This window comes from Leisingera sp. S2M4, from assembly GCF_055398055.1.
In genome coordinates, this window is the sequence record NZ_AP040861.1 from 1,743,624 (window position 1) to 1,769,193 (window position 25,570).

The following is a 25,570-nucleotide window of genomic DNA, read 5'->3' on the forward strand; positions in this document are numbered from 1 at the left end:
GATGACGTGCATCGCGAGGCGATGTGCAGAGGGCTGTTTTCATGCGGCGACTCCCGCTGTTGGCTGGCCCGGACGATTCATCCGGCTGCTGCCGGGAAAAGTTGCAGGCCGCCGAACACATGGGTCACCTTGCCGTGGTCGTCCTGGTTCGCTTCCACCACAAGGGTTGCCGCCCGTATCGATCCTTCGCCATTCAGCAGCCTGACTTGTGACTGAAACGGAGTTCCCTGCACCAGTGTCCCCTGCAACTGGTCTTTGATCCGGGCCTGGTCCTCGGGATAAATGCGCTGCAGCAGCAATTCGATCGACGAGATCTCGATGCTGCGGTCATAATCCAGGATGTCGTACATCCCGGGGTTCCAGATCGGAACATTGTTGATCACGTCATAGGAGAACACACCGATTCCCAGATGCTCCTGAACGGTTGCGCTGCAATCCAGCATCAACTTGTGCTCATCCTGCTTGGCCTGGTCCCAGCACACACCGATGAGCTGCACAGTGTCCCCGTATGAGTCGCGGAAGACCATCATGCTGCCATTGAGCTTGCGGGTACTGCCTGCGTCGTCAAAGAAGCGGGTCTCGAATTCGAAAGAGCCGCCTTGCTCGATCAGCTGTTGGATCGCCGCGCGCAAGGCTGGCTGGTCCTCGGGGTGCGCACGGGCGAGGATGTCTTCGAAGGTCATGTCCTTCGGCGCATTCTCGATGCCGAGTACCGAGTGTGTCTCCGGCGACAGGTAGCTTTCCTGGGTATCCAGATTGTGGGTCCAGAAGCCGACTCGGGCCACCTTGCTGACAAGTCGCAGGACGTTGTTGAAGGGCTCGTTGTCGTACCGGGTGATGGTGATCGATATGCCGATCAGCTTCTGGTGCTGATCCAGCACCGGTGACATGACGAGGGTGAAGTAGTCGCCATTGGACAGCACCGGTATGCGGCGGGTTTCCTGCAACCGCAGAACGGCATTGGCAATCGGGGCCAGCGCCGGGAAACCACGCGGCAGGTTGCATTGGCTGAGATGCAGGCCTGTCGGTGGCAGTTCCGAGATGCCAAAGACATCCAGCGCCACCCGCGACAGTCGCCTGATAATAAGTGCCTGGTCGGCCAGTGCCACCGCGTAGGGCGACGACGCGAGCGTCGCTTCCAGCTCGGAGGCCAGCGCCTGGCGTTCGGCTGAACTGATCTGCAACTCTTCGTTGACAGTCAGCAGCTCTTCATTGGTGGATTGCAATTCCTCGTTGGAGGTTTCCAACTCCTCATTGGTAGCCTGGAATTCCTCGTTCGTGGACTGCAGCTCCTCGTTTGCGGATTGCAGCTCCTCGTTGGCGGTCTGCAACTCCTCGATCGTCTGTTGCAATGCTTCCTGGGTGGAGCGGATTTCCAGCTCCATGCGCTGGACGTACTCCCGCTGGTCGCTATCGGAAATCTGATCGAGGCTGAGCGCCTTCTCCTCTTCGAACTTGGCGTTGATTGCCAACAGGCAGTGAACCTCGCCGCCGCGGTGGTGGTAGAAGGGAAACGCCTGCAATTGCACCCGGTTGCCGGTGGGCAGCGATACCTGGTGCCACCGACCGTCGCGGCGGGTCTCGCTGCGAATGGCGATGGCGATCAGGCTTGCCGCCTCACTGCGCAGGGGTTCGATCAGCATTTTCACACTCAAGGAGGTGGAAATGCCGGCCCTGATTTCACTGTAGGCGCTGATGTCGCCCAGCACCTCGATGATGTCACCGTGGCGGGTGCAGATCATCCCGTTGGGGGCGACGGCGCGTGCGAGCGAAAGATCCGCCTGGGTTGCCTGGTCATTCGCCGTTTGCTGCGGGGATTTACGCTGGTGCAGCGTCCGCAGATACCCGGTACCGGCATTGCTGGGAGTGACCGTAAGTTCCCCGGAGATGCCGCGCCGCTTTGCAAAGATCTTGTCCGCGCCTTGCCGGGCATCGAAGTAGAGGCCCATTTCCCCGACGGATTCGGAGGTTCCGAGAAACAGGAGCCCCCCCGCCGCCATCGAGTAGTGCAGCCGGGTCAGGACCCGTTCTTGCAGGGCCAGGTTGAAATAGATCAGGACGTTCCGGATGGTGACGAGGTTCACGTTGATGAACGGAGGATCCTGGAACACGTTGTGCCGCGAAAACAGGGTTACATTGCGCAGCTCCTGTCGCACGGTAATGTCGTTTTCGCCGACGATGAAATATTCCTTGAGGTAATTCGCCGGAATATCTTCTGCCGCGGCAAGCGGGTAGGTTCCCTTGCGGCCGACTTCGATGGCGTTCTGATCGATGTCGGTGGCAAAAATCTGCACATTGTTCTTGGTCAACTCCTGGATGCCGCCGAGGATTTCGGCAATCAGGATGCCAATGGAGTAGGCCTCTTCACCGGTGGCGCAGCCCGCCACCCAGACCCGGATCGGCCCAGGCGCGCGAATTGCCAGCTGCTTTTCCAATTGTTCGTACAGTTTGCGAAACTGGTCGGGGTCACGAAAGAAACGGGTGACCGAAATCAGCAGGTCCCGGTGCAGGGCGTCGACCTCTTCGACATTCGAGCGGCAGTAGTCGACGTAGCTTTCGTAGTCCTCGATGCCTAGGGCCGCCATCCGCCGCATGATGCGACGGTTCAGGGTGTTTTCCTTGTAGTTCGCGAAATCCACCTGTGTCCGCGCCAGCAGGATCCCGAAGAGTTCGCCCAGTTTCGTTGGCTCATGCGGTACCGTGCGCAGCCGCTCCAGATTGCGCGGCTGGGCCAGGATTTTCTCGAAGTGCTTGCCGATTTTCTCGGGCGTCAGGGTGAGGTCGACACAGCCGGTCTCGATAGCCGAGGTCGGCATGCCGTCGTATTTGGCCGAAGCGGGTTCCTGCGCGATGGTTATGCCGCCGCTTTCGCGGATGGCCTGGACACCGTAGCTGCCATCGCTGCCAGTGCCGGAAAGCACGATGCCCACGCAATCTTCGCCGCACGCTTCGGCCATGCTCTTGAACAGGCGGTCCGCCGAGGGCTTGGGCGTGGCGGGATGCCCCGCGGGATTGCGCAGGCGCAGCTTGCCATTGTCGAAGATGACATCGGTGTTGGGCGGGGTGACATAAATCGTGCCGACCTGCGGCGTGACCTCACCGGAGAGTTCGATCACCGGCAGCGTGGTCTCGCTCACGATGAGCGAGGTCAGAATGCTCTTGTGGGTCGGTGACATGTGCTGGGCGATGACGTAGATGGCCGCCGCAGAGCGGGGCAGGTTCTGCACCAGCGACGACACGGCCTCCAGCCCGCCTGCGGAAGCGGCGATGCCGACAACATGATACCCCAGCGTGTTGCGCGAACCACCCTCGGGACGCTCTGCCTGCTCGCCCGCGGCAGGATCTGCGCCTTCGTTCCGGTTATGGTCTTCCATGCTTAACCTGTCCTTACTCGTTCCCCGCTACTGCCCGAATGCAGTCAGCTGTCTGTCAAAGCCGAGGCCGGTTCCCGAAAATGCCGTTCCTGTCAGGCCGCCGGGCAGAACTTGTCGATCAAGTTCAACAATTGCCCCGGTGTAACGGGTTTGGAGGCGAACCCATTCATCCCCAGTTCCCGGACGATCGAATCGTCGTGGTAGGCGACATCTGCGGTCACGGCGATGATCGGGACGTTGCGGGGGGGATCCGAGCGGGTGCCCCGGATCTGTCGGGTGGCATCGATGCCGGAGACCCGCGGCATATGCAGATCCATCAACACCAGGCCAAACGCATCGGGAGCCTTGGTCAGAATATCAAGGCTTTCCTGGCCATCCACGGCGATCTCGACGTCGACGCCAAGGGCTAGGATGATTTCGCGCATCATGTAGCGCGTGAATTCGTCATTCTCGACGAGCAGGACTTTCCGCGGATTATTCATCGGCCGGTTCCGTTATTGCTTCGGTTGGAATCAGAAACAGGAATTCGGTCGCGAAACCGTCTCTGGGGACTTCGGTCAGCTCCAGGGACCCACCCATAAGTTCTGCGATTTCGGAGGAAATTGCCAACCCAAGCCCCGCTCCATCATGCTGGCGTTTCAACCCTTGGTCAACTTGCCTGAAGCGATCAAATATCATCTTCTGCGCGTTTTTTTCTATTCCGCCACCCGTGTCGCGAACCTTTACCTGCAGTTGCAGGGGGGAGGGGCCGTCGGGGGCTTCCACCAGCTCCACGGAGATGCGTATTTCGCCCTCGTTGGTGAACTTGGCGGCATTGTCGGTCAGGTTGCCCACCACCTGAGACAGGCGCGCGCCATCCAGCAGGTAATATTGTGCCAGATCATCCGCGACGTGCAACGTTGCCTCGACCTTGTCGCTCTTGCCGCGTCGATGCACCGCGGCGCGGGTTGTTTCCAACCAGTAGGCGGCGAGATCGCGGATGTTCGTTTTCACGGGATTGACCTTGACCTCCTTGGCCTCCAGCCGCGCGGCCTCCAGCGTGTTGTTCAGCATTTCCAGCAGGTTTTGCCCCGCGGCCAGGGCCGTGCGCGCGTGTTGTCGTGTCTTGGGCGGATTGTCGGGTGCCAGTTCAATCAGATGCATCAGGCCGAGAATGGCATTCAGCGGGGTGCGGATTTCATGACTCACCGTGGTCAGAAAGGCCGAGTGAATTGAAAGCGCATCGCGTTCTTTTTCCGCGCGGCGCCGATCGCGAATCTCGTTGTTCAGCGCATCCATCTGACGCGCGATGCGGGCTTCGTAGTCGTTGAAGGCGGCAACCAGAGTGTCCAGTTCGTCCGGCGTGGCAGGTGGCGTGCGGTCCAGCGTGAGTTTGCGGGACGTTTCGTCCGACTCGCTTGCATCAATATGCGCGGCAACCCGAACCAGATGACGGGACACCAGCGTGTAAAAGACCAGCAGCAGAGCCAGCGCAGCGAAATAGGCCTTGGCGATATTCGAGGCCAATGTGGTCCACAACTGGCTCCAGATTCGTTGTTGGATTCGGGAATAATCCAGGGACACCTTCAGCGTGCCGACCGGGAAGCTCTCGGCGGTGGAAAGCGTATAGGTCAGCGGAATGTCCTCGTCATATTGGTCCGGCTGCTTCCGGCCCAGTTCCCAAGAGTTTCCCGTCGGTGTGCTGAGAGCGACGCCGTCAATGAAATCGCTGGTCAGGACACCTTCCAGAATGGTTTGCACGATGTCCTGGTTGAATTCCCAAAGCCCGCGCGCCAGGGAGGTCGAGACGGTTTCCCGGATCAGCTGCAGCCCGGCAGCGGCGTCACGTTTCTGACTTTCGTAGCTCAGGTACAGCTGCACCCCGGTCGAAAAGACCGAGAGGATGGAGCTGATGATCAGCGACGCCACAATGAGCCGCAAACTCAGCTGACTTTGAAAAACCGCCTTGAGCATAACCATGCATAGCGCGATGGATGCGTTCGTGGCAAACCTCCAAGTGGCCAGCCTGAACATCTTTTGGTTGTGGCGATGATCGTCTCAGCGTTGCGACATTCATCGCCCCGTACGAGATCTGCGCGCCACCGGCGCTGCTGCCTGGAACAGGAAGGCCTTTGAGAGTCCTACAATATCTGTGCCAGTATGCTGATTGTCGCGGCTCCGCCGACGGCACCGAAGAGGGCGGGCAACACCCAGTGGCTGCTGCGTTTTGGCGGCTGCGGCTGTTGCGCCTGTGCAATCAGAGCCTGTTCCACAAGTGCAGGTAGCCGAGGGCCGAACCGGGCCATCACTTGGGCGGTTTCCAGCAGATCTTTGGCCACCGCACGGGGGCCGATGGATTTCTTGATGTAATCCTCGACCACGGGGCGGGCGGCTTCCCAGATGTTGATATGGGGATCCAGAGAGCGGGCGACGCCTTCGACCACGACCATGGTGCGTTGCAGCAGGATCAACTCGGTGCGGGTTTCCATGCCAAACCGTTCGGTGACCTCGAACAGGTAGTTCAGCAACCGCCCCATCGAGATCTGGCTGGCGTCCATGCCGAAGATCGGCTCGCCCACGGCGCGCAGGGCACGCGCGAATTCATCGACGTCCTGGTTCGCGGGCACATATCCGGCTTCGAAATGTACCTCGGCCACGCGCTTGTAGTCGCGTTTGATGAAACCGTAGAGGATCTCGGCATAGACCCGGCGGGTGTATTCGTCGATATGGCCCATGATCCCGAAGTCATAGGCGATGATGTCGCCATTGGCGGCCACCTTCAGGTTGCCCTGGTGCATGTCGGCATGGAAGTAGCCGTCGCGCAGAGCGTGGCGCAAGAACAGCGACAGCACCCTGTTGGCCAGCAGCTTGCGGTCATGGCCGGCGGCATCCAGCGCATCATTGTCGCCCAGGGGAATGCCATCGGCCCACCCCATCGTCATCACCCGACGGGCAGAGTAGGCCCAGCGGATCTCGGGCAGCTGAAAGCCTTCGTCCTGAGCGGTATTGGCCGCGAATTCCGAGGCGGCGGCGCTTTCCAGACGCAGGTCAAGCTCGCCCTGGACCACGCCGTCGAAATGTTCGATCACGTCCATCGGTTTCAGCCGCCGTGCGCCGGGGGCAAACAGATCGACAATGCGCGCGGCGAAATAGAAGGCGTCCACATCGCGGTTGAAAGCGCGCTCGACGCCCGGGCGCAGCACCTTGACGGCCACGTCCTCGCCGGTTTCGGCTAGGGTGGCGCGATGGACCTGCGCGATCGAGGCGGCGGCGATCGGATCGCTGAAATCCGAAAAAATCTCGGAGGCGGGGCGGCCAAGCTCGCGCTCCACCTCGGCGAGGGCTTGGGCGCGCGAGAACGGTGGCAGCTTGTCCTGCAACACGCGCAGCTGGTTGGCCAGATCCTTGCCCACCACGTCAGGGCGGGTGGAGAGCACCTGGCCGAACTTGATATAGGCCGGTCCCAATGCGTTCAGCGCGCGGGTTTCCGGAGGCATCGCAGGATCGCCCTTGTAGCCCAGCCATTTGAAGGGCCAGCCGAGCAACCGGGCCAGCACCCGGATCGGCTTTGGGGCCTCGAATGCTTCCAGCACCGATTGCATGGCGCCCGTCCGCTCGAAGGTCGCGCCGGTTCGGATCAGGCGCAGGATGTTGTGGGGGCCGCGCATGGATCAGATCTTCCAGCCGGAATGCAGGCAGGCGATGCCCATGGACAGGTTGCGGTACTTGGCGTTCTCGAACCCGGCCTGCTTCACCATGCCGAGGAAGGTTTCCTGGTCCGGGAAGTTGCGGATCGATTCCACCAGATATTGGTAGCTGTCGTAGTCGCCCGCGATCAGCTGGCCCATGCGTGGAATCACGTTGAAGGAATACAGGTCATACAGTTTCTGCAGCCCGTCGTTCGGCAGCTGCGAGAATTCGAGCACCATCAGGCGACCGCCGGGCTTCAACACCCGGTAGGCCTCGTTCAGCGCTTCTTGCGGACGGGTGACGTTCCGGATGCCAAAGGAGATCGTGTAGACATCAAAGGTGTTGTCCTTGAACGGCAGCTTCATCGCGTCGCCGGTCACCCAGTCGAGGCTGCCTGCCATCTGTTCCGCTTCGGCCCGCTTGCGGCCCTCTTCCAGCATCGGGCGGGTGAGGTCGAGTACGGTGGAATGCCCGTGGCCCGCGCGTTTGAGGAAGCGGAAGGAAATGTCGCCGGTGCCACCTGCCACATCCAGCAGCCGCTGGCCGGGGCGCGGCGCCAGCCAGTCCATCATCGCGTCTTTCCAGACCCGGTGGATGCCGACACTCATCACGTCGTTCATGATGTCGTATTTCGAGGCGACGGAGTTGAAGACCCCCTGCACCCGGCCGGCCTTTTCGCCCTCCGGCACTGTTTCAAAGCCGAAATGGGTGGTGTTTTCGCTGCTGTTGCTCATGCCACTTGCCGTTTGCTGAGTTTCGCCCTTGTTATAAGGCGCTGGAGGGCAGGCACAATGCGGCCCGTTGGTTCAGGAGGGGTGTAATGCCAGAATTGCCCGAGGTCGAGACTGTGAAACGCGGTTTGGCGCCCGCCATGGAGGGCGCGGTGATCGCCCGTGCTGCGGTGAACCGGCCGGACCTGCGCTGGCCGTTTCCCGAGCGCATGGCAGAGCGGCTGACCGGTGCGCGGGTCAACCAGTTGCGGCGGCGGTCGAAATACATCCTGGCGGACCTGGACAGCGGCGAGACGCTGCTGATCCATCTGGGCATGTCCGGTCGGATGACGGTGTCGGGTGACCCGCTGGGCCAGTTCGCGCATGATCACCCGCAGGCGGAAAAACACGATCACGTGGTGCTCGACATGGACAATGGCGCGCGCATCACCTTCAACGATCCGCGCCGTTTCGGGGCGATGGACCTGCTGGACACGGCAACCGCCGAGCAGCACAAGCTGCTGGCGGTGCTGGGGCCGGAGCCGCTTGGCAATGACTTCCATGAGGACCACCTGATCGCCGCCTTCAAGGGGCGCAACACGCCGGTGAAATCGGCATTACTGGATCAGGGAATCATCGCCGGCCTTGGTAACATTTACGTCTGCGAGGCGCTGTTTCGGGCCGGGATCTCGCCGCGGCGCAAGGCCGGGCAGATTTCGGCGACGCGGGTGGCGGCACTGGTGCCGATCATCCGTGCCGTGCTTGAGGACGCGATCCGCGCAGGCGGTTCCTCGCTCAAGGATTTCCGGCAAGCCTCTGGAGAGCTTGGCTATTTCCAGCATTCCTTTGATGTCTATGGCCGCGAAAATGCCCCCTGTCGGCGCGACGGATGTACCGGCACAGTGACGAGAATCACCCAATCCGGACGCTCCAGCTTCTACTGTGTAAAGTGCCAAAGATAGCTTGATCCACGGAACCCTTTTGGTAAGGACTCGGATCTGAACGGAACAACCGAAAGAGAAACCATGGCCTACGAGACGATCAACGTCGATGTGCAGGACCACGTTTGCCTTATTAAACTGAACCGCCCGGAAGCGTTGAACGCGCTCAATCAGGCTCTTCTCGGAGAGCTTTGCGAAGCCCTGGAAGAGGCCGACGCAAGCGACAAGGTGCGCTGCATCGTGATCACCGGCTCGGAAAAGGCCTTTGCCGCCGGTGCCGACATCAAGGAGATGTCGGAGATGACCTTTACCGAGGTCTACTCCACCAACCTCTTTGCCGAGGCCAACGACCGCATCAGCGCCATCCGCAAGCCGATCATCGCGGCGGTGGCAGGCTATGCGCTGGGCGGCGGCTGCGAGCTGGCGATGCTGTGCGATTTCATCATCGCTGCCGAGACCGCCAAGTTCGGCCAGCCGGAGATCAACCTGGGCGTTGTGGCCGGCATCGGTGGCACCCAGCGCCTGACCCGGTTCGTGGGCAAGTCCAAGTCGATGGACATGAACCTGACCGGCCGCTTCATGAACGCAGAGGAAGCCGAGCGCGCAGGCCTGGTGTCGCGCGTGGTACCGGCCAAGAAGCTGATCGAGGAAGCCACCGCGGCGGCCCAGAAGATCGCCGAAAAATCGCTGCTGACGGCGATGGCGGTGAAGGAATCGGTCAACCGCGCTTACGAAGTGCCGCTGAGCGAAGGCATGCTGTTCGAGCGCCGCGTGTTCCACTCGATGTTTGCCACTGAGGACCAGAAGGAAGGCATGGCTGCGTTCCTCGAAAAGCGCGAAGCGCAGTTCCGCGACAAGTAACGCCGGATCATTTGAAGTCGGGATAGCGGCGGGCCGCCTGGCCCGCCGTTTTCCTTTCCGGGGACGGCGCTCTTGCATTCAGGCCCCAAGTTGGATAAATGCCGCCGTCATACATGCGCGTGCAGCCCGCCAAGGCTAGAATCACACCGGTGGTCCGATCCGGGTTCGGCTGGCATTGCGTCCGATAGAAACAGAACTCGAAGATAAGGTCAGACACCATGGCAAATTCGCCCCAGGCCAAGAAGCGCGCACGTCAGAACGAAAAGCGCTTTGCCGTCAACAAAGCCCGTCGTTCGCGCATCCGCACCTTCCTGCGTAAAGTAGAAGAAGCCATCGCGTCCGGTGACAAGGAAGCTGCAACCGCAGCCCTGCGCGCAGCTCAGCCGGAACTGATGCGCGGTGTCACCAAGGGCGTGTACCACAAAAACACCGCTTCGCGGAAAATCTCCCGCCTGTCCGCTCGCGTCAAAGCGCTGGGCTGAGGATCGACCCTTCGGGAGCGACTCGAACAACCGAAAAACCTGTCAGGGCGTTGCAGTTTGCAGCGCCCTGATTTTTTGGGAAAAGCCTGTCAGGGCGCGCTATCGGCGGAGGGATTCTTTATCCCCAAAGGCAGAGTCAACATCATAGTTTCGTTGCTGCCCCCCCCTGCAAATTGCTACCACTGTATCAGCGATTCACTCGCTGGGGGGACAGGCTGCTAGGGCAACCTTGACGGGCATCAAGGTTGCCGAGTTGACTGGACAGACCGCATTTCGATGCAGGTTCTGGCCAGCTCCGACTGCTGTTAAGCGTTAACAGCAGCCATGTCCTGATTGTGTACGATAGGGTTCGTGACGGCAGGTGCGCCGCTTTGAGCGGTGTTTTTTCTGTTTCCAACCGAACGATCTGCCTTCGGGCAATGCGGCTGCCATGCGGTCCGCACACAATCTCCTGTTGAGTGGTCGTCCCCGCGGCGGCGGGGAAACGAGAGAATTGGCCTTGCAAATGGGCTGCTGCTTTTTTGGGGATGCGAGAGGCACTGCATGACGGAAGAAAAATGGGGACAGGTCAGAAACCGGCTGCTGAAAACGGTTGGCCAAAACAACTATACGACCTGGATCGAGCCACTGGAGTTTGATGCCGTGGACGGCGGTGTTGCCGTCTTCAAGGTGCCGACGAATTTCATGGGCAATTATGTCAGCCAGAACTTTGCAGATCTGATCCTGCATGAGCTGACGATGTCCGGCGAGGCGGTACAGCGCCTGGCGTTCCGGGTGGTTGCGAACGCTCCCGCGCGCCCGGCCGAGGCGACGGCGGCACACCCTGCCCATGCCGTGGCGGAGACGGCTGACTCGGCCGCTTCCGGCTCCGCGCCGGGCAAGGAAACGCTGGAGGCCTTTCAGGCGGCGCCTCTGGATCCGCGTTTCACCTTTGACAGCTTCGTGGTCGGCAAGCCGAACGAGCTGGCGCACGCCGCTGCACGTCGCGTCGGCGAGGGTGGCCCGGTCACCTTCAACCCGCTGGTCCTGTATGGCGGCGTGGGTCTGGGTAAAACCCACCTGATGCACGCCATCGCCTGGGAGCTGAAAGAGAAGAACCCGTCTCTGAATGTTCTGTACCTGTCGGCGGAACAGTTCATGTACCGTTTCGTCCAGGCCCTGCGTGAGCGTCGCATGATGGACTTCAAACACCTGTTCCGCTCGGTCGACGTGCTGATGGTGGATGACGTTCAGTTCATCGCCGGCAAGGATTCCACCCAAGAGGAATTCTTCCACACCTTCAACGCGCTGGTCGATCAGAACAAGCAGATCATCATCTCCGCCGACCGCGCGCCGGGCGAGATCAAGGATCTCGAGGATCGGGTGAAATCCCGCCTGCAGTGCGGCCTGGTCGTGGACCTGCATCCGACCGACTACGAACTGCGTCTGGGCATCCTACAGACCAAGGTTCAGCAGCAGCGCGAGACCTATCCGGACCTGCAGATCGCCGACGGCGTGCTGGAGTTCCTGGCACATCGGATCTCGACCAACGTGCGCGTGCTCGAAGGCGCGCTGACCCGGCTGTTTGCCTTTGCGTCCCTCGTGGGCCGCGAGATCGACATGGATCTGACCCAGGACTGCCTTGCCGACGTGCTGCGCGCTTCTGAGCGCAAGATCACGGTCGAGGAGATCCAGCGCAAGGTGTCGGAGTACTACAATATCCGCATGTCCGACATCATCGGCCCCAAGCGCCTGCGCTCCTATGCGCGTCCGCGGCAGGTGGCGATGTATCTCTGCAAGCAGCTCACCAGCCGCTCGCTGCCCGAGATTGGCCGCCGCTTTGGCGGGCGTGACCACACCACCGTCATGCACGGCGTCAAGCGCATCGAAGAGTTGAAGCTCACCGATGGGCAGATCGCCGAAGACGTTGAAATGCTGCGCCGCTCATTGGAAGCCTGAGGCGCAACCGCACCCCAATGCACTGCGGCCCCGGATTTCCGGGGCCGTTTTTTGTTGGGGGTTTTGGAAATGCTGCTGCCGCGCGGGGAAGTAACGGCTCAGTCGGAGGTTTCGGTCTTTTCGACCACGCCGACGATCGGTCCCATCATGAAACCGGCATCGCTGCGGTCCAGCTGAGGCGCATGCAGGCGCGAGATGTTTCCGTCGAAATAGAGTGCGTTGGGCAATTGCAGATGGTCGAGAAACAGGCTGCCGAACTGATGAAAGCTCACCGCGTTACGGGAAATCGCGAACACCACGCGGCGTCCGTCCGCCGAGGTGCCGACGCCGTTGCGGATGTAGCGACTGTCAGAATCCGGCAGGAAGCGCGGATGCAGCTCGCCGTCGATCACCAGCATCGGCCCGGACTGGCTCGCATGCCGACAGTCAGGCGCGGCCTTCTGAAACGCGAGGGTTTCCATCACGTCGGCACGATCTTCACGGATGCAGAAGACGCCGTTGGGCAGCAGGCCGAAATTGCCGGGGCCTGCATTCGTTACCAGCCGCATTTCTTCCGCGCCATCCTCGACATAGAGGCCGACCGGCGCGCGGCTGCTGTGGTACATGCCTGCATTGGTCGCAAAAGGCAGCGTCTTGCCTTGTTGCGCCAGCAGTTTCTCCAGGGTCGAGAAATGACCGATGACTTGCCCGTCGTCGTTGCGCAGGAACAGTTGCAGCTGTTCCTCGGAGGCGTCCACCTCGCAGATCGCGTAACGGTTGCCGTCATAGGAAACGTTATTGCATTCCACCGCCCCGGCGGACGAGGCCGCCAGCCAGGCGGCCATTGCAAGCGCCGCCCTTCGGATCACTCTTCCACGTCGCGGCGGACCGCGTCCTGGCTCAGCATCCGGCGGGTGTCGTCCATCTGGTCGAAGGTTTCGTCCAGGCGGAACCGCAGGTCGGGTGTGAATTTCAGTCCCAGCTTCTTGCCCACCGCCCGGCGCAGCTCACCCTTGTTGCGGGCCAGCAGCTTCAGCACGTCCTCCTGCCCCTTGCCGCCGAGCGGCAGCACAAAGGCGGTGGCGATCTTCAGGTCGGGCGAGGTGCGCACTTCGCCGACGGTGATCGACATGCGATTGAGGTCGGGGTCATGCACGTCGCCACGCGCCAGCACTTCGGAGAGGGTACGGCGGATCAGTTCGCCGACGCGAAGCTGCCGCTGCGAGGGGCCGGGGCCATCGTGGAATTTGTTCTTTGCCATGCTTCCGATCTAAGCCGGATCGCCGCCTTTGCCAAGCGCTGCCCGGCATTGTAGGACAAAACCAGCTTGAACAAGGGAATGGGTCAATGACTGACAAACCAGGGATCGTGATTACCGGCGCCTCGGGCCGCATGGGACAGATGCTGATCAAGACGGTGCTGGACAGCGACAGGGCGTCTCTGGTCGCCGCGGTGGAACGGGAGGGCCACGCCTGGGTCGGTCGCGACGTGGGCGAGGCGATGGGCGGCACTCCGGTGGGTGTGAAGGTCACGGCGGACGCCAAAGCTGCCTTTTCCGGCGCCCAGGCGGTGATCGATTTCACGGCACCTGCGGCGACACTGGCCTTTGCCAAGCTGGCCGCCGAGGCAGGCGTGGTACATGTGATCGGCACCACCGGCATGAGTGACGAGGAAATCGCGGACCTGGAGCCTGCGGCGCGCCAGACCGCCATTATCCGGGCCGGCAACATGAGCCTGGGGGTCAACCTGCTGGTTCAGCTGACCAAGAAGGTTGCGGCGGCATTGGATGAAGATTTCGACATCGAGGTGATCGAGGCGCATCACCATCACAAGGTCGATGCGCCCTCCGGGACTGCGCTGATGCTCGGTGAGGCCGCAGCCGAGGGGCGCGGGGTCAAGCTGGCGGATGTGCGCGACTCTGGACGTGACGGTATCACCGGCGCGCGCAAGCGCGGTGACATCGGCTTCACCGCAATTCGCGGTGGAGACATCGTCGGCGAGCATGACGTGTTGTTTGCGGCCGCGGGCGAGCGGATCGTTTTGCGCCACGTCGCCACGGACCGTGCAATCTTTGCCCGCGGCGCGCTGAAGGCGGCGCTGTGGGGGCAAGGCAAGGCCCCGGGGCAATACGACATGGTGGATGTTCTGGGGCTGTAAACCCGTCCATCGAGGGTTTGGCCGCGGCCGGGCTCGCTAGGCGCGCCCGGCCGCCCTTCACCTGGTCTTTGATACGCTGACGGCGCAAGGCGGGGGCGGCCCCCTCTGTCGGAGCGCTCAGAAGTCGATCGCGATGCCCTTTTTCTCCCAGTCGCCATAGCGCGCGGGGTCGGGTCCGTCGCGGCCACCCAATTCCTTGGGAGCGGGCGTTTCCTGGGCGGCGGCCTTCCGGCGTTCTTCGGCCTCTGCCAGGGCGCGTCGGGCGGCGGCGGGCAGGGCGGTATTGACTTTGGTGTCTTCGCTCATCGCGGGTTCCTTTATGCTGCCCGCATGATATACGCCCCTGTCCCGCGCAAACAACCTGTGCCGTGCAAACACCCCGCGCCCTGAGGAGCTGCCTGATGTCGAACGCCAACACCCCCCGTCGTACCGCGGTCTACCTGCTTGACCAGGTATTGGGAGAGGGGCGCCTGCTGGCTGAATGTTATGCCGCCGGCGCGCTGGAGAAGCTGGCGCCGGAGGAGCGCGCGCGGGCGCAGCGGCTGGCGGTCGAGACCCTGCGCAGCCTGGAGCGGGCGGACCGGGTTCTGAAGAAGTACCTCAAGAAGGCTCCGCCGCTGACGGTGATGAATGTCCTGCGACTGGGCACGGTGGAGCTTTGTGCCGGCGGTGCGGCGCATGGCGTGGTCAACGATCTGGTTGCACTGGTGTCCGGGCATCGCCGCCACGGGCAGCTGAAGGGCATGGTCAACGCCGTGCTGCGCAAAGTGGCGGCTGAGGGGGCGGCGGAATGGGCCAAGCTGCGGGTGCCGCGGCTGCCCAACTGGTTGCGAAAACCCCTGGCCCAAGCCTGGGGGGCGGAGACCATGCTGGCGATCGAGGCCGCGCATCTGGCCGGAGCGCCGCTGGACATTACGGGCAAGCCGCAAGCGGATCTGACTGCGCTGGGAGGCGAACATCTGCCCACCGGCTCGATCCGGCTGGCCACTGCCGGGCAGGTCTCGGCGTTGCCGGGCTATTCTGCGGGGGATTGGTGGGTCCAAGATGCCGCCGCGGCGCTGCCTGCGCGGATTCTTGACGCACAGCCGGGAGAGCGCGTGCTGGACCTCTGCGCCGCGCCGGGCGGCAAGACCATGCAGATGGCCGCGGCTGGCGCCAATGTCACGGCAGTGGACGCCTCGGCGTCCCGAGCGGCACGCTTGCAGGAGAACCTCGCGCGGACAGGATTGTCGGCAGACCTGATTGTCGGCGATGCGCTGCAGCAGACCGGCGAATATGATGCGGTGCTGCTGGACGCGCCGTGTTCCGCCACGGGGACCATTCGCCGACACCCGGATCTGCCGCACGCCAAGGATGGCAGCGAGTTCGGCGCGTTGATCGAACTGCAGGCGCAGATGTTGGCCCATGCCTGGAGCCTGGTGAAACCCGGCGGACGGCTGATGTTCTGCACCTGCTCGCTGCTGCCGGACGAGGGGGAGTGCCAGGTGGAAGACGCGTTGGAGATGTTCCCGGACATGACCGCCGACCGCGCCGCGCTGGTCGTGCCGGGGGTCGAGGCGGACTGGATCACCGAAGAGGGCGGCCTGCGGCTGCGCCCGGACTACTGGTCTGATCGCGGCGGCATGGACGGCTTCTACATGGCGCTTCTGCGCAAATCCGGCTGAGCCACCGGACAGCCTGACCATTCGCCGGTGACTTGCCGTTCGCTGCGCGCTATGCTTTCGCCAAAACGCCCCCGAAAGGCTTTGGCGTGAGGCAGATAGAGCATGTCCACATATGACAGATTGGCGGGGCGCGGCACCCGGCTGTTGAACCGGTATTATGCCTGGCGTGCGCGTAAGGAACCGGCGGCGACAGGCTTTGTGTCGCAACCCGAACCGCGCACGATCGGCAGTTTTGCGCGCGGTCGTCAGCTCGTGGCGGGCAACCTGCTCTTTGCCGGTTACCTGGTGGAATCGGCGGATACCGGCTTGTGGGAAGTCGCCGCCCCGGACGCCGCCTTCGACTGTGAACGACATGGGTTTGCCTGGTTGGACGACCTGGCGGCGGTCGGGGATTTCAAAGCCCGCGCCAAGGCGCAGAAATGGGTCTGGGGCTGGATAGAGCAGCATGGAACCGGCGGCGGTGTTGCTTGGCTGCCGGACCTCACCGGTCGGCGGGTGATCCGCTGGATCAACCACGCGCTCTTTCTGCTGAGCGGCAAGGACAGGGCGGAAACCGAAGCCTTCTATCGGTCCCTGTCACGGCAAACCTGGTACCTGGCCCAACGCTGGAAGGGGGCCGCGCCTGGGTTGCCCCGGTTCGAGGCGCTTTGCGGGTTGATCTATGCGGGCCTCGCTTTGCAGGGCCGCGAGGAGCTGGCGGACCCGGCGGTGCGGGCGCTGGCATCGGAATGCGATGCGCAGATTGATCTGCAGGGCGGGGTGCCGACCCGCAACCCCGAGGAATTGCTTGAGGTCTTTACCTTGCTGATCTGGGCGGCCGCCGCGTTGCGAGAAGCGGGCCGTACAGTCCCGGCCGCCCATCTTGCCGCGATCGAACGGATTGCGCCGACCCTGCGCACGCTGCGACACAGCGATGGTGGTCTGGCGCGTTTCCACGGTGGTGGGCGCGGTCTGGAAGGCCGACTGGATCACGCGCTGGCCGCCAGCCAGATCCCCGCCCGCAAGGCTGACGGTCTCGCGATGGGCTATGCCCGTCTGGCGGCGCGGCGTACCTCCGTCATTGTTGATGCCTCGGCGCCACCAAGCGGGCGGGCGTCCAATTCCGGTCATGCGTCGACGCTGGCGTTCGAACTGACCTCCGGACGGCGCCCGTTGATCGTCAACTGCGGCTCGGGGGAAACTTTCGGTGTCGAATGGCGTCGGGCCGGACGCGCGACGCCATCGCATACCACCCTGTGCATCGAGGGGCACTCCAGTGCCCGCCTGGCGCCCCCGCACAAGACCACCGGCCACGAGCAGCTGATCGAGGCCCCGGATGAAGTGCCGCTGGAGTTGAGCGACTTGGCGGACGGCAGCCGCTTTCAGGGCGGGCACAACGGCTATGTGCATCAGTTTGGCCTCACCCATGCGCGGACACTGGACCTGTCCTTCGATGGGCGGACCCTGAGCGGTGAAGACATGCTGGTGGCGCTGGAAGACGCCGCCAAGCGTCGTTTCGACAAGATCTGCAAAACCAGCCCAGAGGGCGGTGTTGCCTTTGATATTCGGTTGCATCTGCACCCGGATGTGGATGCAACCCTTGACTTGGGCGGCGCGGCGGTATCCATGGCGCTCAAGAGCGGGGAAATCTGGGTGTTCCGCCATGATGGTGCCTGTCAGCTGCGGCTGGAGCCAAGCGTTTACCTGGAAAAGACCCGCTTGAAGCCGCGTGCGGCAATGCAGATCGTTTTATCCGGGCGGGCGATGCAGTATGCCACCCGCGTCCGGTGGACGCTCAGCAAGGCGCAGGAGACTGCGATTGCCGTGCGAGACCTGAACCGGGACGAACCCGAGACGTTTGACTGAGCCTTTGAAAAGGACCGCCCTGCCATGACCGACCTTCACCCCGTACGCCGTGCGCTGCTTTCCGTATCCGACAAGACCGGCCTGATCGAGCTGGGCAAGGCGCTGGCCGCGCGCGGTGTCGAGCTGCTGTCCACCGGCGGTTCCGCCAAGGCGCTGCGCGATGCCGGGCTGACCGTGAAAGACGTCGCCGAGGTCACCGGTTTTCCCGAAATGATGGACGGCCGGGTGAAAACCCTGCATCCGATGGTGCATGGCGGCCTGCTGGCGTTGCGCGACAATGACACCCACGTTGCGGCCATGAACGAGCACGGCATCGGCGCCATCGACCTGCTGGTGGTGAACCTCTACCCGTTCGAGGCGGCGCTGGCCCGCGGGGCCGACTATGACGAGATGATCGAGAACATCGACATCGGCGGTCCGGCGATGATCCGCGCCGCAGCCAAGAACCACGCCTTCGTGAACGTGGTGACCGACGTGCAGGACTACGAGGCGCTGCTGGGTGAACTGGACGCCAACGACGGTCAGACCAGCTACCGCTTCCGCCAGCGGCTGGCGCAGAACGCCTATGCCCGCACCGCGGCTTACGACTCCGCGGTCTCGAACTGGATGGCCTCGGCGCTGGAGGAGAAGACCCCGCGCCGCCGCGCCTTTGCCGGTGAGCTGAAGCAGACGCTGCGATATGGCGAGAACAGCCACCAGGAAGCGGCGTTCTACACCGATGGCTCGGGCCGCCCCGGCGTCGCCACTGCCCAGCAGTTGCAGGGCAAGGAGCTGTCCTACAACAACATCAACGACACGGATGCGGCCTATGAGCTCGTCGCCGAGTTCGACCCGGCGGAAAGCGCTGCGGTGGCAATCATCAAGCACGCCAACCCTTGCGGCGTCGCCAAGGGGGCCACTCTGGCGGAAGCCTACCAGAAGGCCTTCGACTGCGATCGCACCTCGGCCTTTGGCGGCATCGTGGCGCTGAACCAGCCACTCGACGCGGACACCGCCAGGAAGATCACCGAGATCTTCACCGAAGTGGTGATCGCCCCCGGCGCATCTGAGGAAGCCAAGGAAATCTTCGCCGCCAAGAAGAATCTGCGCCTGCTGCTGACGGACGGTCTGCCGGATCCGCGTCAGCCCATCGTCGCCTACAAACAGGTGGCCGGCGGCATGCTGGTTCAGGACAAGGACGTGGGCTACGTCAGCATGGATGACCTGAAAGTGGTCACCGACAAGGCGCCGACCGACGCGCAGATGCAGGATCTTCTGTTTGCCTGGAAAGTTGCCAAGCACGTGAAATCCAACGCCATCGTCTATGTGAAGGACAACGCCACCGTGGGCGTCGGGGCGGGGCAGATGAGCCGTCTTGACAGCGCCAATGTTGCCGCTGCGAAGGCAGGCCGCATGGCTGCAGAGCTGGGTCTGAAGGAAAGCCTTGCCAAGGGCTGTGCGGTTGCGTCCGACGCCTTCTTCCCCTTTGCGGACGGCCTGCTCGAGGCTGCGGCGGCAGGTGGGGCCTGCGTGATCCAGCCGGGTGGTTCGATGCGCGACGATGAGGTCATCAAGGCGGCGAATGACGCTGGCCTTGCGATGGTCTTCACCGGCATGCGTCACTTCCGCCACTGAGCAGGGCATCACAAGACATGGCAGCACGTTTGATGATCTGGGGCGCGGTCCTGTCCCTGCTGGCCGATCAGGTCAGCAAGTATCTGGTCGTACATTGGATGGCGCTGGACCAGCGCCTGCGGATCGACGTGCTGCCACCCATTCTGAATTTTCGCTACGGCGAAAATACCGGAATCAATTTCGGCCTGTTCGGCGGCGGTGATGATGCCGCGCGCTGGATGCTGATCGGGCTGTCGCTGGTGATCTGCGTGGCATTGGTGGTCTGGATCCGCCGCGGCAAGCACGGTCACTGGATGATGCCGCTGTCCGCCGGTCTTGTGATCGGCGGAGCGCTTGGCAACGTGGTTGACCGTTTGCTTTATGGCTATGTGCTGGATTTCCTGAACATGTCCTGTTGCGGCATTCGTAATCCCTTCGTCTTCAATGTCGCCGACATCTTCATTTTTGCTGGGGCCGCCGGCCTGATCCTGTTCGAGGGTCGATCGAAAAACCCTGCGTAGACCTTGGATTGCAAATACGTTAAAAGCGCCGGGAAACAGGCAGGAGTTTGGGGCATGAAGATCCCGTTTGGTGTGATCGTTCTGGCAGGTATCGTGGCGCTGGCCGGCTGCTCCAAGGGTGGTCTGCGCGAGCTTCAGAAGCCCGGCACCGGGCCGGATGAATTCCTGGTGCTGCCCGCCAAACCGCTGAGCCAGCCCGAAAGCTATGCGCAGTTGCCGGTACCGACGCCGGGTGGCGCCAATATCACCGACCCCAATCCCAATGCCGATGCCGTGGCAGCGCTGGGCGGCTCGCCAGCATTGCTGGCCGCCGGAGATGCCGTGCCGGAACGTGATCTGGCGCTGGTGCGCAGTTCTGGCCGCTATGGCGTGCAGCCGGACATCCGCGAGTCGCTGGCGGCCGAGGATGCCGCGTTCCGCAAGCGGGAGAACCGGACCGCGCGCTTCAAGCTGTTCAACGTGGACCGCTACAGCGACGCCTACAAGCGTCAGACGCTGGATCCGCACGCGGTCAACCAGCAGTTCCGCCGCGCCGGGGTTCCTACGCCCTCCGCGCCGCCCGCTGATGGTTCCTGAGTCTCACATTTCTGCCAGCCGGTCTTGCAAGACGCCAGCAGCAGCGTAGTTTTACGTCATTCATCGCGCCCGCGGCCTCAAAAGCCACGCCGTGGCCGCGATGGGCATGAGCAGAAGAAAAGCGCACCGCGCTGGGCAGGCGGAAGGTGCAGAGATTGGAGGATGCCGGATGATCCAAAGGATCACTTTGGCCATGGCGGCGCTTGTCGCCGTCCTGACCGGCCCGTTGCGGGCCGAGGATGAGGCTGTAACGGCGTTTACGCTGGACAATGGCATGGAGGTAGTGGTGATCGAGGATCACCGCGCGCCGGTGGTGCAGCAGATGGTCTGGTACCGGGCTGGCTCGGCGGATGAACCTCCGGGACAGTCGGGGGTGGCTCATTTCCTGGAACATCTTCTGTTCAAGGGCACGGACAAGCTGGCCCCTGGGGAACTCTCGGCGACCGTGCGCGCCAATGGCGGTCAGGACAACGCCTTCACCAGCTATGATTACACCGCCTACTACCAGCGCGTCGCGGCTGACCGGCTGGAGTTGATGATGCAGATGGAAAGCGATCGCATGACCAATCTGCGCCTCAATCCCGAGGACATCGAGACAGAGCGCGAAGTTATCCTTGAGGAACGCAGCCAGCGCACGGACAATGACCCGGTGGCCCTATTTCGCGAGCAGCTGCAGGCTGTGCAATATCTCAACCATCGCTATGGTCAGCCGGTGATCGGCTGGCGCCATGAGATGGAAAGCCTGGACATGGAGGACGCCCTGTCCTTCTACCGGACCTATTACGCGCCCAACAACGCCATTTTGATCGTCTCGGGGGATGTCGACCCCGAAGAGGTGCGGCAGCTGGCAGAGAAATACTATAGCGTCATTCCCCCAAACCCGGACCTGCCGCCACGGTTCCGCAGTCAGGAGCCGCCCCAGACCGCGGCACGGCGATTGAATTTTACCGATCCCAGGGTTGCTCAGCCCTATGTGCAGCGTTCGTATCTGGCCCCGGAACGCGACAGTGGCGCACAGGAAAAGGCGGCCGCTCTCTATTTGCTGGCCGAGCTGCTAGGGGGAGGCAACACGTCCTATCTGGCTGATGCCCTGCAATTCGATCAGCAGGTCGCGGTTTACACTGGTGCGTTCTACTCCGGCAGCACGCTGGATGACACGACCTTTACCTTCCTGATCGTTCCCGCCGAGGGGGTCAGCATGCAGGAGGCCGAGGCGGCGCTGGATGCCAGCATTGCCCGTTTCCTGAGCGAAGGCGTGGACCCGCAACAATTGGAGCGGATCAAGTTGCAGCTGCGCGCGGCCGAGATTTATGACCGGGACAACGTCAATGGCATCGCCAACCGCTACGGGCGGGCGCTGAGCATTGGTCTCACGGTGCAGGATGTGCAGGTGTGGCCCAAGATCCTGCAATCGATTACCGCAGATGAAATCATCGCAGCGGCGCAAGAAGTGCTGCGCCCGGAAACCTCGGTTACCGGCTGGATGTCCCGCGATGTGGAGGTCACGCAATGAAGGCGTTGAAACAGGTCGCTGCCGCGCTGATTGCTATTTGGATCGCATTGCCCGCCTTGGCCGGGGTGAAGATCAAGGAGGTGACCTCTCCGGGCGGCTTCACCGCCTGGCTGGTCGAAGATCACACGATTCCCTTCACCGCCCTCGAATTGCGGTTCCGCGGTGGCACGTCGCTTGATGCGCCGGGCAAGCGAGGGTCCGTCTATCTGATGACCGGCCTGCTGGAGGAAGGGGCAGGCGATTTGCGGGCACAGGAATATGCGCGCGCGCTGGAGTCCCTGGCGGCTGACATCGGGTATGACGCGGACAAGGATGCCGTGTCGATTTCCGCGCGCTTCCTGACGGAGAACCGCGATGCGGCCATGGCCCTGTTGCGCCAGACCCTGTTCGAGCCGCGCTTTGATCAGGATGCGCTGGACCGGGTGCGGGCGCAGATCCTGGCCGGGCTGCGCGCCGATGCGAAGAACCCCAATCAGATCGCCAACCGTGCCTTTGCCCGCATGGCGTTTGGCGATCATCCATACGGCAGCGATGGCAAGGGGACGATCGAAAGCGTCTCTGCGCTCAGCCGGCAGGACATATTCGACGCCCACGAGGCTGTCTTTGCCCGGGATCGCGTGTTCATCAGCGCAGTCGGTGACATCTCCGCCGCGGAGTTGGAGGTCTTGCTGGATGAGCTGCTGGGACAGCTGCCCGAGACTGGCGCGCCGATCCCCGGTCCGGCAGAGGTTCAGATCAAGGGCGGCGTGACCGTGGTGGATTTCGACACGCCGCAGTCGGTTGCCATTTTCGGCCAGAAAGGCATCGAGCGGCATGATCCAGATTTCTTCACCGCCTATGTCATGAACCAGATTCTCGGCGGCGGCTCCTTTGAATCGCGCTTGATGACCGAGGTGCGGGAAAAACGCGGGCTGACGTATGGAATTTACTCGTACCTCGTGCCGCGCGATCTGGCTGCGGTCTACATGGGGTCGGTTGCGTCTGATAATGCCAAGATGGCAGAGGCCGTGCAGGTGGTCCGTGACGAATGGCGACGGATGGCCGAGGAGGGGGTGAGCGAACAGGAATTGCGCGATGCGCAGACCTACCTGACCGGAGCCTACCCGCTGCGCTTTGATGGCAATGGTCGCATAGCCTCGATTCTGACGGGGATGCAGATGGATGATCTTCCGATCAGCTATGTTGAAACCCGGAACGATCGCATCAACGCGGTGACGCTGGAGCAGCTGAACAGCTTTGCGGCGCGTTTCATGGATCCCGATGGGCTGCATTTCACCATTGTCGGTCGGCCTGCTGGGCTGGAAACCACCAATTGAATGATACGGGGCCGTTGGCCCCGTATCGCTCGGCGCAGGGCTGCTGAAAGCGGTCAGCCCCTGCGCGCACCCTTTCATTTTTCCCCAAACTCATGTAAGGGCGGCCTATCTGAGACGATGTGCCCGGGCCCTGGCACGCGAAAGCAAGATAGATGGGGCCGGCGGCAATGGGGCCGCCACGCAAACGGGAGACCCGGAGGGCCGGGAGCGCTCCCATACAGGATACGCTAGATGTTTAACGTTTCGAAAAAATCGATGCAGTGGGGCGAGGAAACGCTCACACTGGAAACCGGCAAGGTTGCCCGCCAGGCGGATGGCTCCGTGATTGCCACCCTGGGTGAAACCAGCGTCATGGCCAACGTGACCTTTGCCCGTCAGCAGAAGCCCGGCCAGGACTTCTTCCCGCTGACCGTCCACTACCAGGAAAAATACTACGCTGCGGGCAAGGTGCCCGGCGGCTTCTTCAAGCGCGAAGCGCGCCCGACCGAAAAAGAAACCCTGACCGCGCGTCTGATCGACCGTCCGATCCGCCCGCTGTTCGCACCCGGCTTCAAGAACGAAGTGCTGGTGATGTGCACCGTGCTGAGCCACGACCTGGTCAATGACCCCGATATCGTGGCGATGATCGCAGCCTCCGCTGCACTGACCCTGTCCGGCGCTCCCTTCATGGGGCCGATTGCTGGCGCACGTGTCGGCTTCGAGGACGGTGAATACGTTCTGAACCCGACCGTCGATGACATGCAGGACCTGCGCCTGAACCCCGAGCAGCGCCTGGACCTGGTTGTTGCCGGTACCAAGGACGCGGTGATGATGGTGGAATCGGAAGCCTACGAGCTGTCCGAAGCCGAGATGCTGGGTGCGGTGAAATTCGCCCACGAGCAGATCCAGCCGGTGATCGACCTGATCATCTCGCTGGCCGAAGAAGCCGCGAACGAGCCCTTCGACTTCACCCCGCCGGACTACTCCGAACTCTACGAGGCCGTGAAGGCCGCGGGCGAAGCCGAGATGCGCGCCGCCTTTGCGATCACCGACAAGCAGGAGCGCACCGCCGCTGTTGCCGCCGCACGTGAGAGCATCAAGGAAAAGCTGACCGAAGAGCAGCTGGAAGACGCGAACCTCGGCTCCGCGCTGAAGAAGCTCGAAGCGGGCATCCTGCGCGGTGACGTGGTCAAGACCGGCAAGCGTATCGACGGCCGCAAGACCGACGAGATTCGCGATATCGTGGCTGAAACCGGTATTTTGCCGCGGACCCATGGCTCGGCCCTGTTCACCCGCGGTGAAACCCAGGCGCTGGCGGTGACCACGCTGGGCACCGGCGATGACGAGCAGTTCATCGACGCGCTGCACGGCAACTTCAAATCCAACTTCCTGCTGCACTACAACTTCCCGCCCTACTCGGTTGGTGAAGTGGGCCGCGTTGGCTCGCCCGGTCGCCGTGAAATCGGCCACGGCAAGCTGGCCTGGCGCGCGCTGCAGGCGGTTTTGCCGGCCCCGACCGACTTCCCCTACACCATCCGCGTGGTGTCCGAGATCACCGAATCCAACGGCTCCTCCTCGATGGCTTCCGTCTGCGGCGGTTCGCTGTCGATGATGGATGCAGGCGTGCCGCTGAAGGCGCCGGTTGCCGGTGTGGCCATGGGTCTGATCCTGGAAGATGACGGCTCCTACGCGATCCTGTCGGACATCCTGGGCGACGAAGATCACCTGGGCGACATGGACTTCAAGGTGGCAGGTACCGAGAACGGCATCACCTCGCTGCAGATGGACATCAAGGTTGCGGGCATTACGCCCGAGATCATGGAGAAAGCCCTGGCCCAGGCCAAGGACGGCCGTCTGCACATCCTGAACGAGATGGGCAAGGCGCTGTCCGAGACCAACGAGTTCTCGGTCCACGCTCCGCGCATCGAAACCATGCAGATCCCGACCGACAAGATCCGTGAAGTGATCGGCTCGGGCGGCAAGGTGATCCGCGAGATCGTGGAAACCTCCGGTGCCAAGGTCGATATCAACGACGACGGCATCATCAAGATCGCCAGCCCGAACGGTGACGCCATCCAGAAGGCCTATGACATGATCCATTCGATCGTGGCAGAGCCGGAAGAAGGTGCGATCTACACCGGCAAGGTCGTGAAGATCGTCGACTTCGGCGCCTTCGTGAACTTCTTCGGCAAGCGCGACGGCCTGGTGCATGTCTCCCAGATCGAAAACCGCCGCCTGAACCATCCTTCGGACGTTCTGAAGGAAGGCCAGGAAGTGAAGGTCAAACTGCTGGGCTTCGACGACCGCGGCAAGGTCCGCCTGTCGATGAAGGTTGTCGACCAGAAAACCGGCGAGGAAATCCAGCCGGAGAAGAAAGAAAGCGCGGAATAAGCGGGTCTTTCCTGAACATTACGCATCCCCTCATTGGGGGTGCGTCCCTTTGTTTTTAAGT

At 62.5% G+C, this 25,570-nt stretch carries 21 protein-coding genes; 13 read left to right on the forward strand and 8 right to left on the reverse strand.

The genetic code is table 11. The features are described 5' to 3' along the window. Positions 1–77 precede the first annotated feature (77 nt). The 5 genes from ACZ52D_RS08530 to ubiE all read right to left on the reverse strand — a co-directional run bounded on the left by ACZ52D_RS08530 (position 78) and on the right by ubiE (position 7,777). Positions 78–3,374 carry a chemotaxis protein CheB gene (locus ACZ52D_RS08530; RefSeq protein ID WP_464441040.1) on the reverse strand — a complete coding sequence of 1,099 codons (3,297 nt, stop codon included), beginning with the start codon at positions 3,372–3,374 and terminating at the stop codon, positions 78–80. 92 nt (positions 3,375–3,466) lie between these two features. Next, positions 3,467–3,856 carry a response regulator gene (locus tag ACZ52D_RS08535; RefSeq protein WP_222454260.1) on the reverse strand — a complete coding sequence of 130 codons (390 nt, stop codon included), beginning with the start codon at positions 3,854–3,856 and terminating at the stop codon, positions 3,467–3,469. Beyond that, complete coding sequence (locus tag ACZ52D_RS08540) at positions 3,849–5,387, reverse strand: ATP-binding protein (protein WP_464441041.1); 1,539 nt, start codon at positions 5,385–5,387, stop codon at positions 3,849–3,851. The genes ACZ52D_RS08535 and ACZ52D_RS08540 overlap by 8 nt, the downstream gene beginning before the upstream one ends. 107 nt (positions 5,388–5,494) lie before the next feature. Beyond that, on the reverse strand, positions 5,495–7,021 hold the full coding sequence (gene ubiB / locus ACZ52D_RS08545) for a 2-polyprenylphenol 6-hydroxylase (protein WP_222454258.1): 1,527 nt from the start codon (positions 7,019–7,021) through the stop codon (positions 5,495–5,497). Between the two features lie 3 nt (positions 7,022–7,024). Next, positions 7,025–7,777 carry a bifunctional demethylmenaquinone methyltransferase/2-methoxy-6-polyprenyl-1,4-benzoquinol methylase UbiE gene (gene ubiE, locus ACZ52D_RS08550; protein ID WP_369929580.1) on the reverse strand — a complete coding sequence of 251 codons (753 nt, stop codon included), beginning with the start codon at positions 7,775–7,777 and terminating at the stop codon, positions 7,025–7,027. Positions 7,778–7,863: 86 nt separating this feature from the next. Here ubiE and mutM point away from each other — a divergent pair, with 86 nt between their 5' ends. The 4 genes from mutM to dnaA all read left to right on the forward strand — a co-directional run bounded on the left by mutM (position 7,864) and on the right by dnaA (position 11,975). Next, on the forward strand, positions 7,864–8,715 hold the full coding sequence (gene mutM, locus ACZ52D_RS08555; RefSeq protein WP_464441042.1) for a bifunctional DNA-formamidopyrimidine glycosylase/DNA-(apurinic or apyrimidinic site) lyase: 852 nt from the start codon (positions 7,864–7,866) through the stop codon (positions 8,713–8,715). Between the two features lie 63 nt (positions 8,716–8,778). Then, the gene (locus tag ACZ52D_RS08560; RefSeq protein ID WP_222454255.1) at positions 8,779–9,555 is read left to right on the forward strand and encodes an enoyl-CoA hydratase; all 777 of its coding nucleotides are present in this window, start codon (positions 8,779–8,781) and stop codon (positions 9,553–9,555) included. A gap of 218 nt (positions 9,556–9,773) precedes the next feature. Then, positions 9,774–10,037, forward strand: coding sequence for a 30S ribosomal protein S20 (gene rpsT / locus ACZ52D_RS08565; RefSeq protein WP_008556347.1), 264 nt, complete (start codon positions 9,774–9,776; stop codon positions 10,035–10,037). 543 nt (positions 10,038–10,580) lie between these two features. After that, entirely contained in the window at positions 10,581–11,975 is a 1,395-nt protein-coding gene (gene dnaA / locus ACZ52D_RS08570; protein ID WP_369929575.1) for a chromosomal replication initiator protein DnaA, read from the forward strand. Between the two features lie 98 nt (positions 11,976–12,073). On the opposite strand, the gene ACZ52D_RS08575 is transcribed toward dnaA, so the two are convergent. Then, on the reverse strand, positions 12,074–12,799 hold the full coding sequence (locus ACZ52D_RS08575) for a phosphodiester glycosidase family protein (RefSeq protein WP_464441043.1): 726 nt from the start codon (positions 12,797–12,799) through the stop codon (positions 12,074–12,076). A 20-nt stretch (positions 12,800–12,819) separates the two neighbouring features. Then, positions 12,820–13,215 carry a 30S ribosome-binding factor RbfA gene (gene rbfA, locus ACZ52D_RS08580; RefSeq protein WP_222454252.1) on the reverse strand — a complete coding sequence of 132 codons (396 nt, stop codon included), beginning with the start codon at positions 13,213–13,215 and terminating at the stop codon, positions 12,820–12,822. 86 nt (positions 13,216–13,301) lie between these two features. Between rbfA and dapB the strand changes: the two genes are divergently transcribed. Further along, positions 13,302–14,111 (forward strand): 4-hydroxy-tetrahydrodipicolinate reductase, encoded by an 810-nt coding sequence (gene dapB / locus ACZ52D_RS08585; RefSeq protein ID WP_222454251.1) that lies wholly within the window; start codon positions 13,302–13,304, stop codon positions 14,109–14,111. Positions 14,112–14,228: 117 nt separating this feature from the next. Here dapB and ACZ52D_RS08590 read toward each other — a convergent pair whose 3' ends face one another. Beyond that, entirely contained in the window at positions 14,229–14,417 is a 189-nt protein-coding gene (locus tag ACZ52D_RS08590) for a DUF1674 domain-containing protein (RefSeq protein ID WP_464441044.1), read from the reverse strand. Between the two features lie 95 nt (positions 14,418–14,512). Here ACZ52D_RS08590 and ACZ52D_RS08595 point away from each other — a divergent pair, with 95 nt between their 5' ends. From ACZ52D_RS08595 to pnp, 8 genes are all read left to right on the forward strand, one after another. Then, positions 14,513–15,775: an RsmB/NOP family class I SAM-dependent RNA methyltransferase gene (locus tag ACZ52D_RS08595; protein WP_464441045.1), complete on the forward strand. Its 1,263-nt coding sequence runs from the start codon at positions 14,513–14,515 to the stop codon at positions 15,773–15,775. A 102-nt stretch (positions 15,776–15,877) separates the two neighbouring features. Then, on the forward strand, positions 15,878–17,620 hold the full coding sequence (locus ACZ52D_RS08600) for a heparinase II/III family protein (protein WP_464441046.1): 1,743 nt from the start codon (positions 15,878–15,880) through the stop codon (positions 17,618–17,620). Positions 17,621–17,644: 24 nt separating this feature from the next. Then, positions 17,645–19,234, forward strand: a complete 1,590-nt coding sequence (purH, locus tag ACZ52D_RS08605) for a bifunctional phosphoribosylaminoimidazolecarboxamide formyltransferase/IMP cyclohydrolase (RefSeq protein WP_464441047.1) — start codon at positions 17,645–17,647, stop codon at positions 19,232–19,234. Between the two features lie 17 nt (positions 19,235–19,251). Next, positions 19,252–19,734 carry a signal peptidase II gene (lspA, locus tag ACZ52D_RS08610; RefSeq protein WP_464441048.1) on the forward strand — a complete coding sequence of 161 codons (483 nt, stop codon included), beginning with the start codon at positions 19,252–19,254 and terminating at the stop codon, positions 19,732–19,734. A gap of 54 nt (positions 19,735–19,788) precedes the next feature. Then, positions 19,789–20,310 (forward strand): DUF3035 domain-containing protein, encoded by a 522-nt coding sequence (locus ACZ52D_RS08615; RefSeq protein WP_369929562.1) that lies wholly within the window; start codon positions 19,789–19,791, stop codon positions 20,308–20,310. Positions 20,311–20,479: 169 nt separating this feature from the next. Then, a complete protein-coding gene (locus ACZ52D_RS08620; protein ID WP_464441049.1) occupies positions 20,480–21,823 on the forward strand; it encodes a M16 family metallopeptidase in 1,344 nt (447 codons plus the stop codon). Beyond that, positions 21,820–23,139 carry a M16 family metallopeptidase gene (locus ACZ52D_RS08625; RefSeq protein WP_464441050.1) on the forward strand — a complete coding sequence of 440 codons (1,320 nt, stop codon included), beginning with the start codon at positions 21,820–21,822 and terminating at the stop codon, positions 23,137–23,139. The genes ACZ52D_RS08620 and ACZ52D_RS08625 overlap by 4 nt, the downstream gene beginning before the upstream one ends. Before the next feature lie 231 nt (positions 23,140–23,370). After that, positions 23,371–25,509 carry a polyribonucleotide nucleotidyltransferase gene (gene pnp / locus ACZ52D_RS08630; protein WP_464441051.1) on the forward strand — a complete coding sequence of 713 codons (2,139 nt, stop codon included), beginning with the start codon at positions 23,371–23,373 and terminating at the stop codon, positions 25,507–25,509. The last annotated feature ends 61 nt before the right edge of the window (positions 25,510–25,570 follow it).

Bases quoted from the DNA above. Each gene is read 5' to 3' on its own strand.
- ACZ52D_RS08530 (WP_464441040.1), bottom strand. From the start codon at position 3,374: ATGGAAGACCATAACCGGAACGAAGGCGCAGATCCTGCCGCGGGCGAG.
- ACZ52D_RS08535 (WP_222454260.1), bottom strand. From the start codon at position 3,856: ATGAATAATCCGCGGAAAGTCCTGCTCGTCGAGAATGACGAATTCACG.
- ACZ52D_RS08540 (WP_464441041.1), bottom strand. From the start codon at position 5,387: ATGTTCAGGCTGGCCACTTGGAGGTTTGCCACGAACGCATCCATCGCG.
- ubiB (WP_222454258.1), bottom strand. From the start codon at position 7,021: ATGCGCGGCCCCCACAACATCCTGCGCCTGATCCGAACCGGCGCGACC.
- ubiE (WP_369929580.1), bottom strand. From the start codon at position 7,777: ATGAGCAACAGCAGCGAAAACACCACCCATTTCGGCTTTGAAACAGTG.
- mutM (WP_464441042.1), top strand. From the start codon at position 7,864: ATGCCAGAATTGCCCGAGGTCGAGACTGTGAAACGCGGTTTGGCGCCC.
- ACZ52D_RS08560 (WP_222454255.1), top strand. From the start codon at position 8,779: ATGGCCTACGAGACGATCAACGTCGATGTGCAGGACCACGTTTGCCTT.
- rpsT (WP_008556347.1), top strand. From the start codon at position 9,774: ATGGCAAATTCGCCCCAGGCCAAGAAGCGCGCACGTCAGAACGAAAAG.
- dnaA (WP_369929575.1), top strand. From the start codon at position 10,581: ATGACGGAAGAAAAATGGGGACAGGTCAGAAACCGGCTGCTGAAAACG.
- ACZ52D_RS08575 (WP_464441043.1), bottom strand. From the start codon at position 12,799: ATGGCCGCCTGGCTGGCGGCCTCGTCCGCCGGGGCGGTGGAATGCAAT.
- rbfA (WP_222454252.1), bottom strand. From the start codon at position 13,215: ATGGCAAAGAACAAATTCCACGATGGCCCCGGCCCCTCGCAGCGGCAG.
- dapB (WP_222454251.1), top strand. From the start codon at position 13,302: ATGACTGACAAACCAGGGATCGTGATTACCGGCGCCTCGGGCCGCATG.
- ACZ52D_RS08590 (WP_464441044.1), bottom strand. From the start codon at position 14,417: ATGAGCGAAGACACCAAAGTCAATACCGCCCTGCCCGCCGCCGCCCGA.
- ACZ52D_RS08595 (WP_464441045.1), top strand. From the start codon at position 14,513: ATGTCGAACGCCAACACCCCCCGTCGTACCGCGGTCTACCTGCTTGAC.
- ACZ52D_RS08600 (WP_464441046.1), top strand. From the start codon at position 15,878: ATGTCCACATATGACAGATTGGCGGGGCGCGGCACCCGGCTGTTGAAC.
- purH (WP_464441047.1), top strand. From the start codon at position 17,645: ATGACCGACCTTCACCCCGTACGCCGTGCGCTGCTTTCCGTATCCGAC.
- lspA (WP_464441048.1), top strand. From the start codon at position 19,252: ATGGCAGCACGTTTGATGATCTGGGGCGCGGTCCTGTCCCTGCTGGCC.
- ACZ52D_RS08615 (WP_369929562.1), top strand. From the start codon at position 19,789: ATGAAGATCCCGTTTGGTGTGATCGTTCTGGCAGGTATCGTGGCGCTG.
- ACZ52D_RS08620 (WP_464441049.1), top strand. From the start codon at position 20,480: ATGATCCAAAGGATCACTTTGGCCATGGCGGCGCTTGTCGCCGTCCTG.
- ACZ52D_RS08625 (WP_464441050.1), top strand. From the start codon at position 21,820: ATGAAGGCGTTGAAACAGGTCGCTGCCGCGCTGATTGCTATTTGGATC.
- pnp (WP_464441051.1), top strand. From the start codon at position 23,371: ATGTTTAACGTTTCGAAAAAATCGATGCAGTGGGGCGAGGAAACGCTC.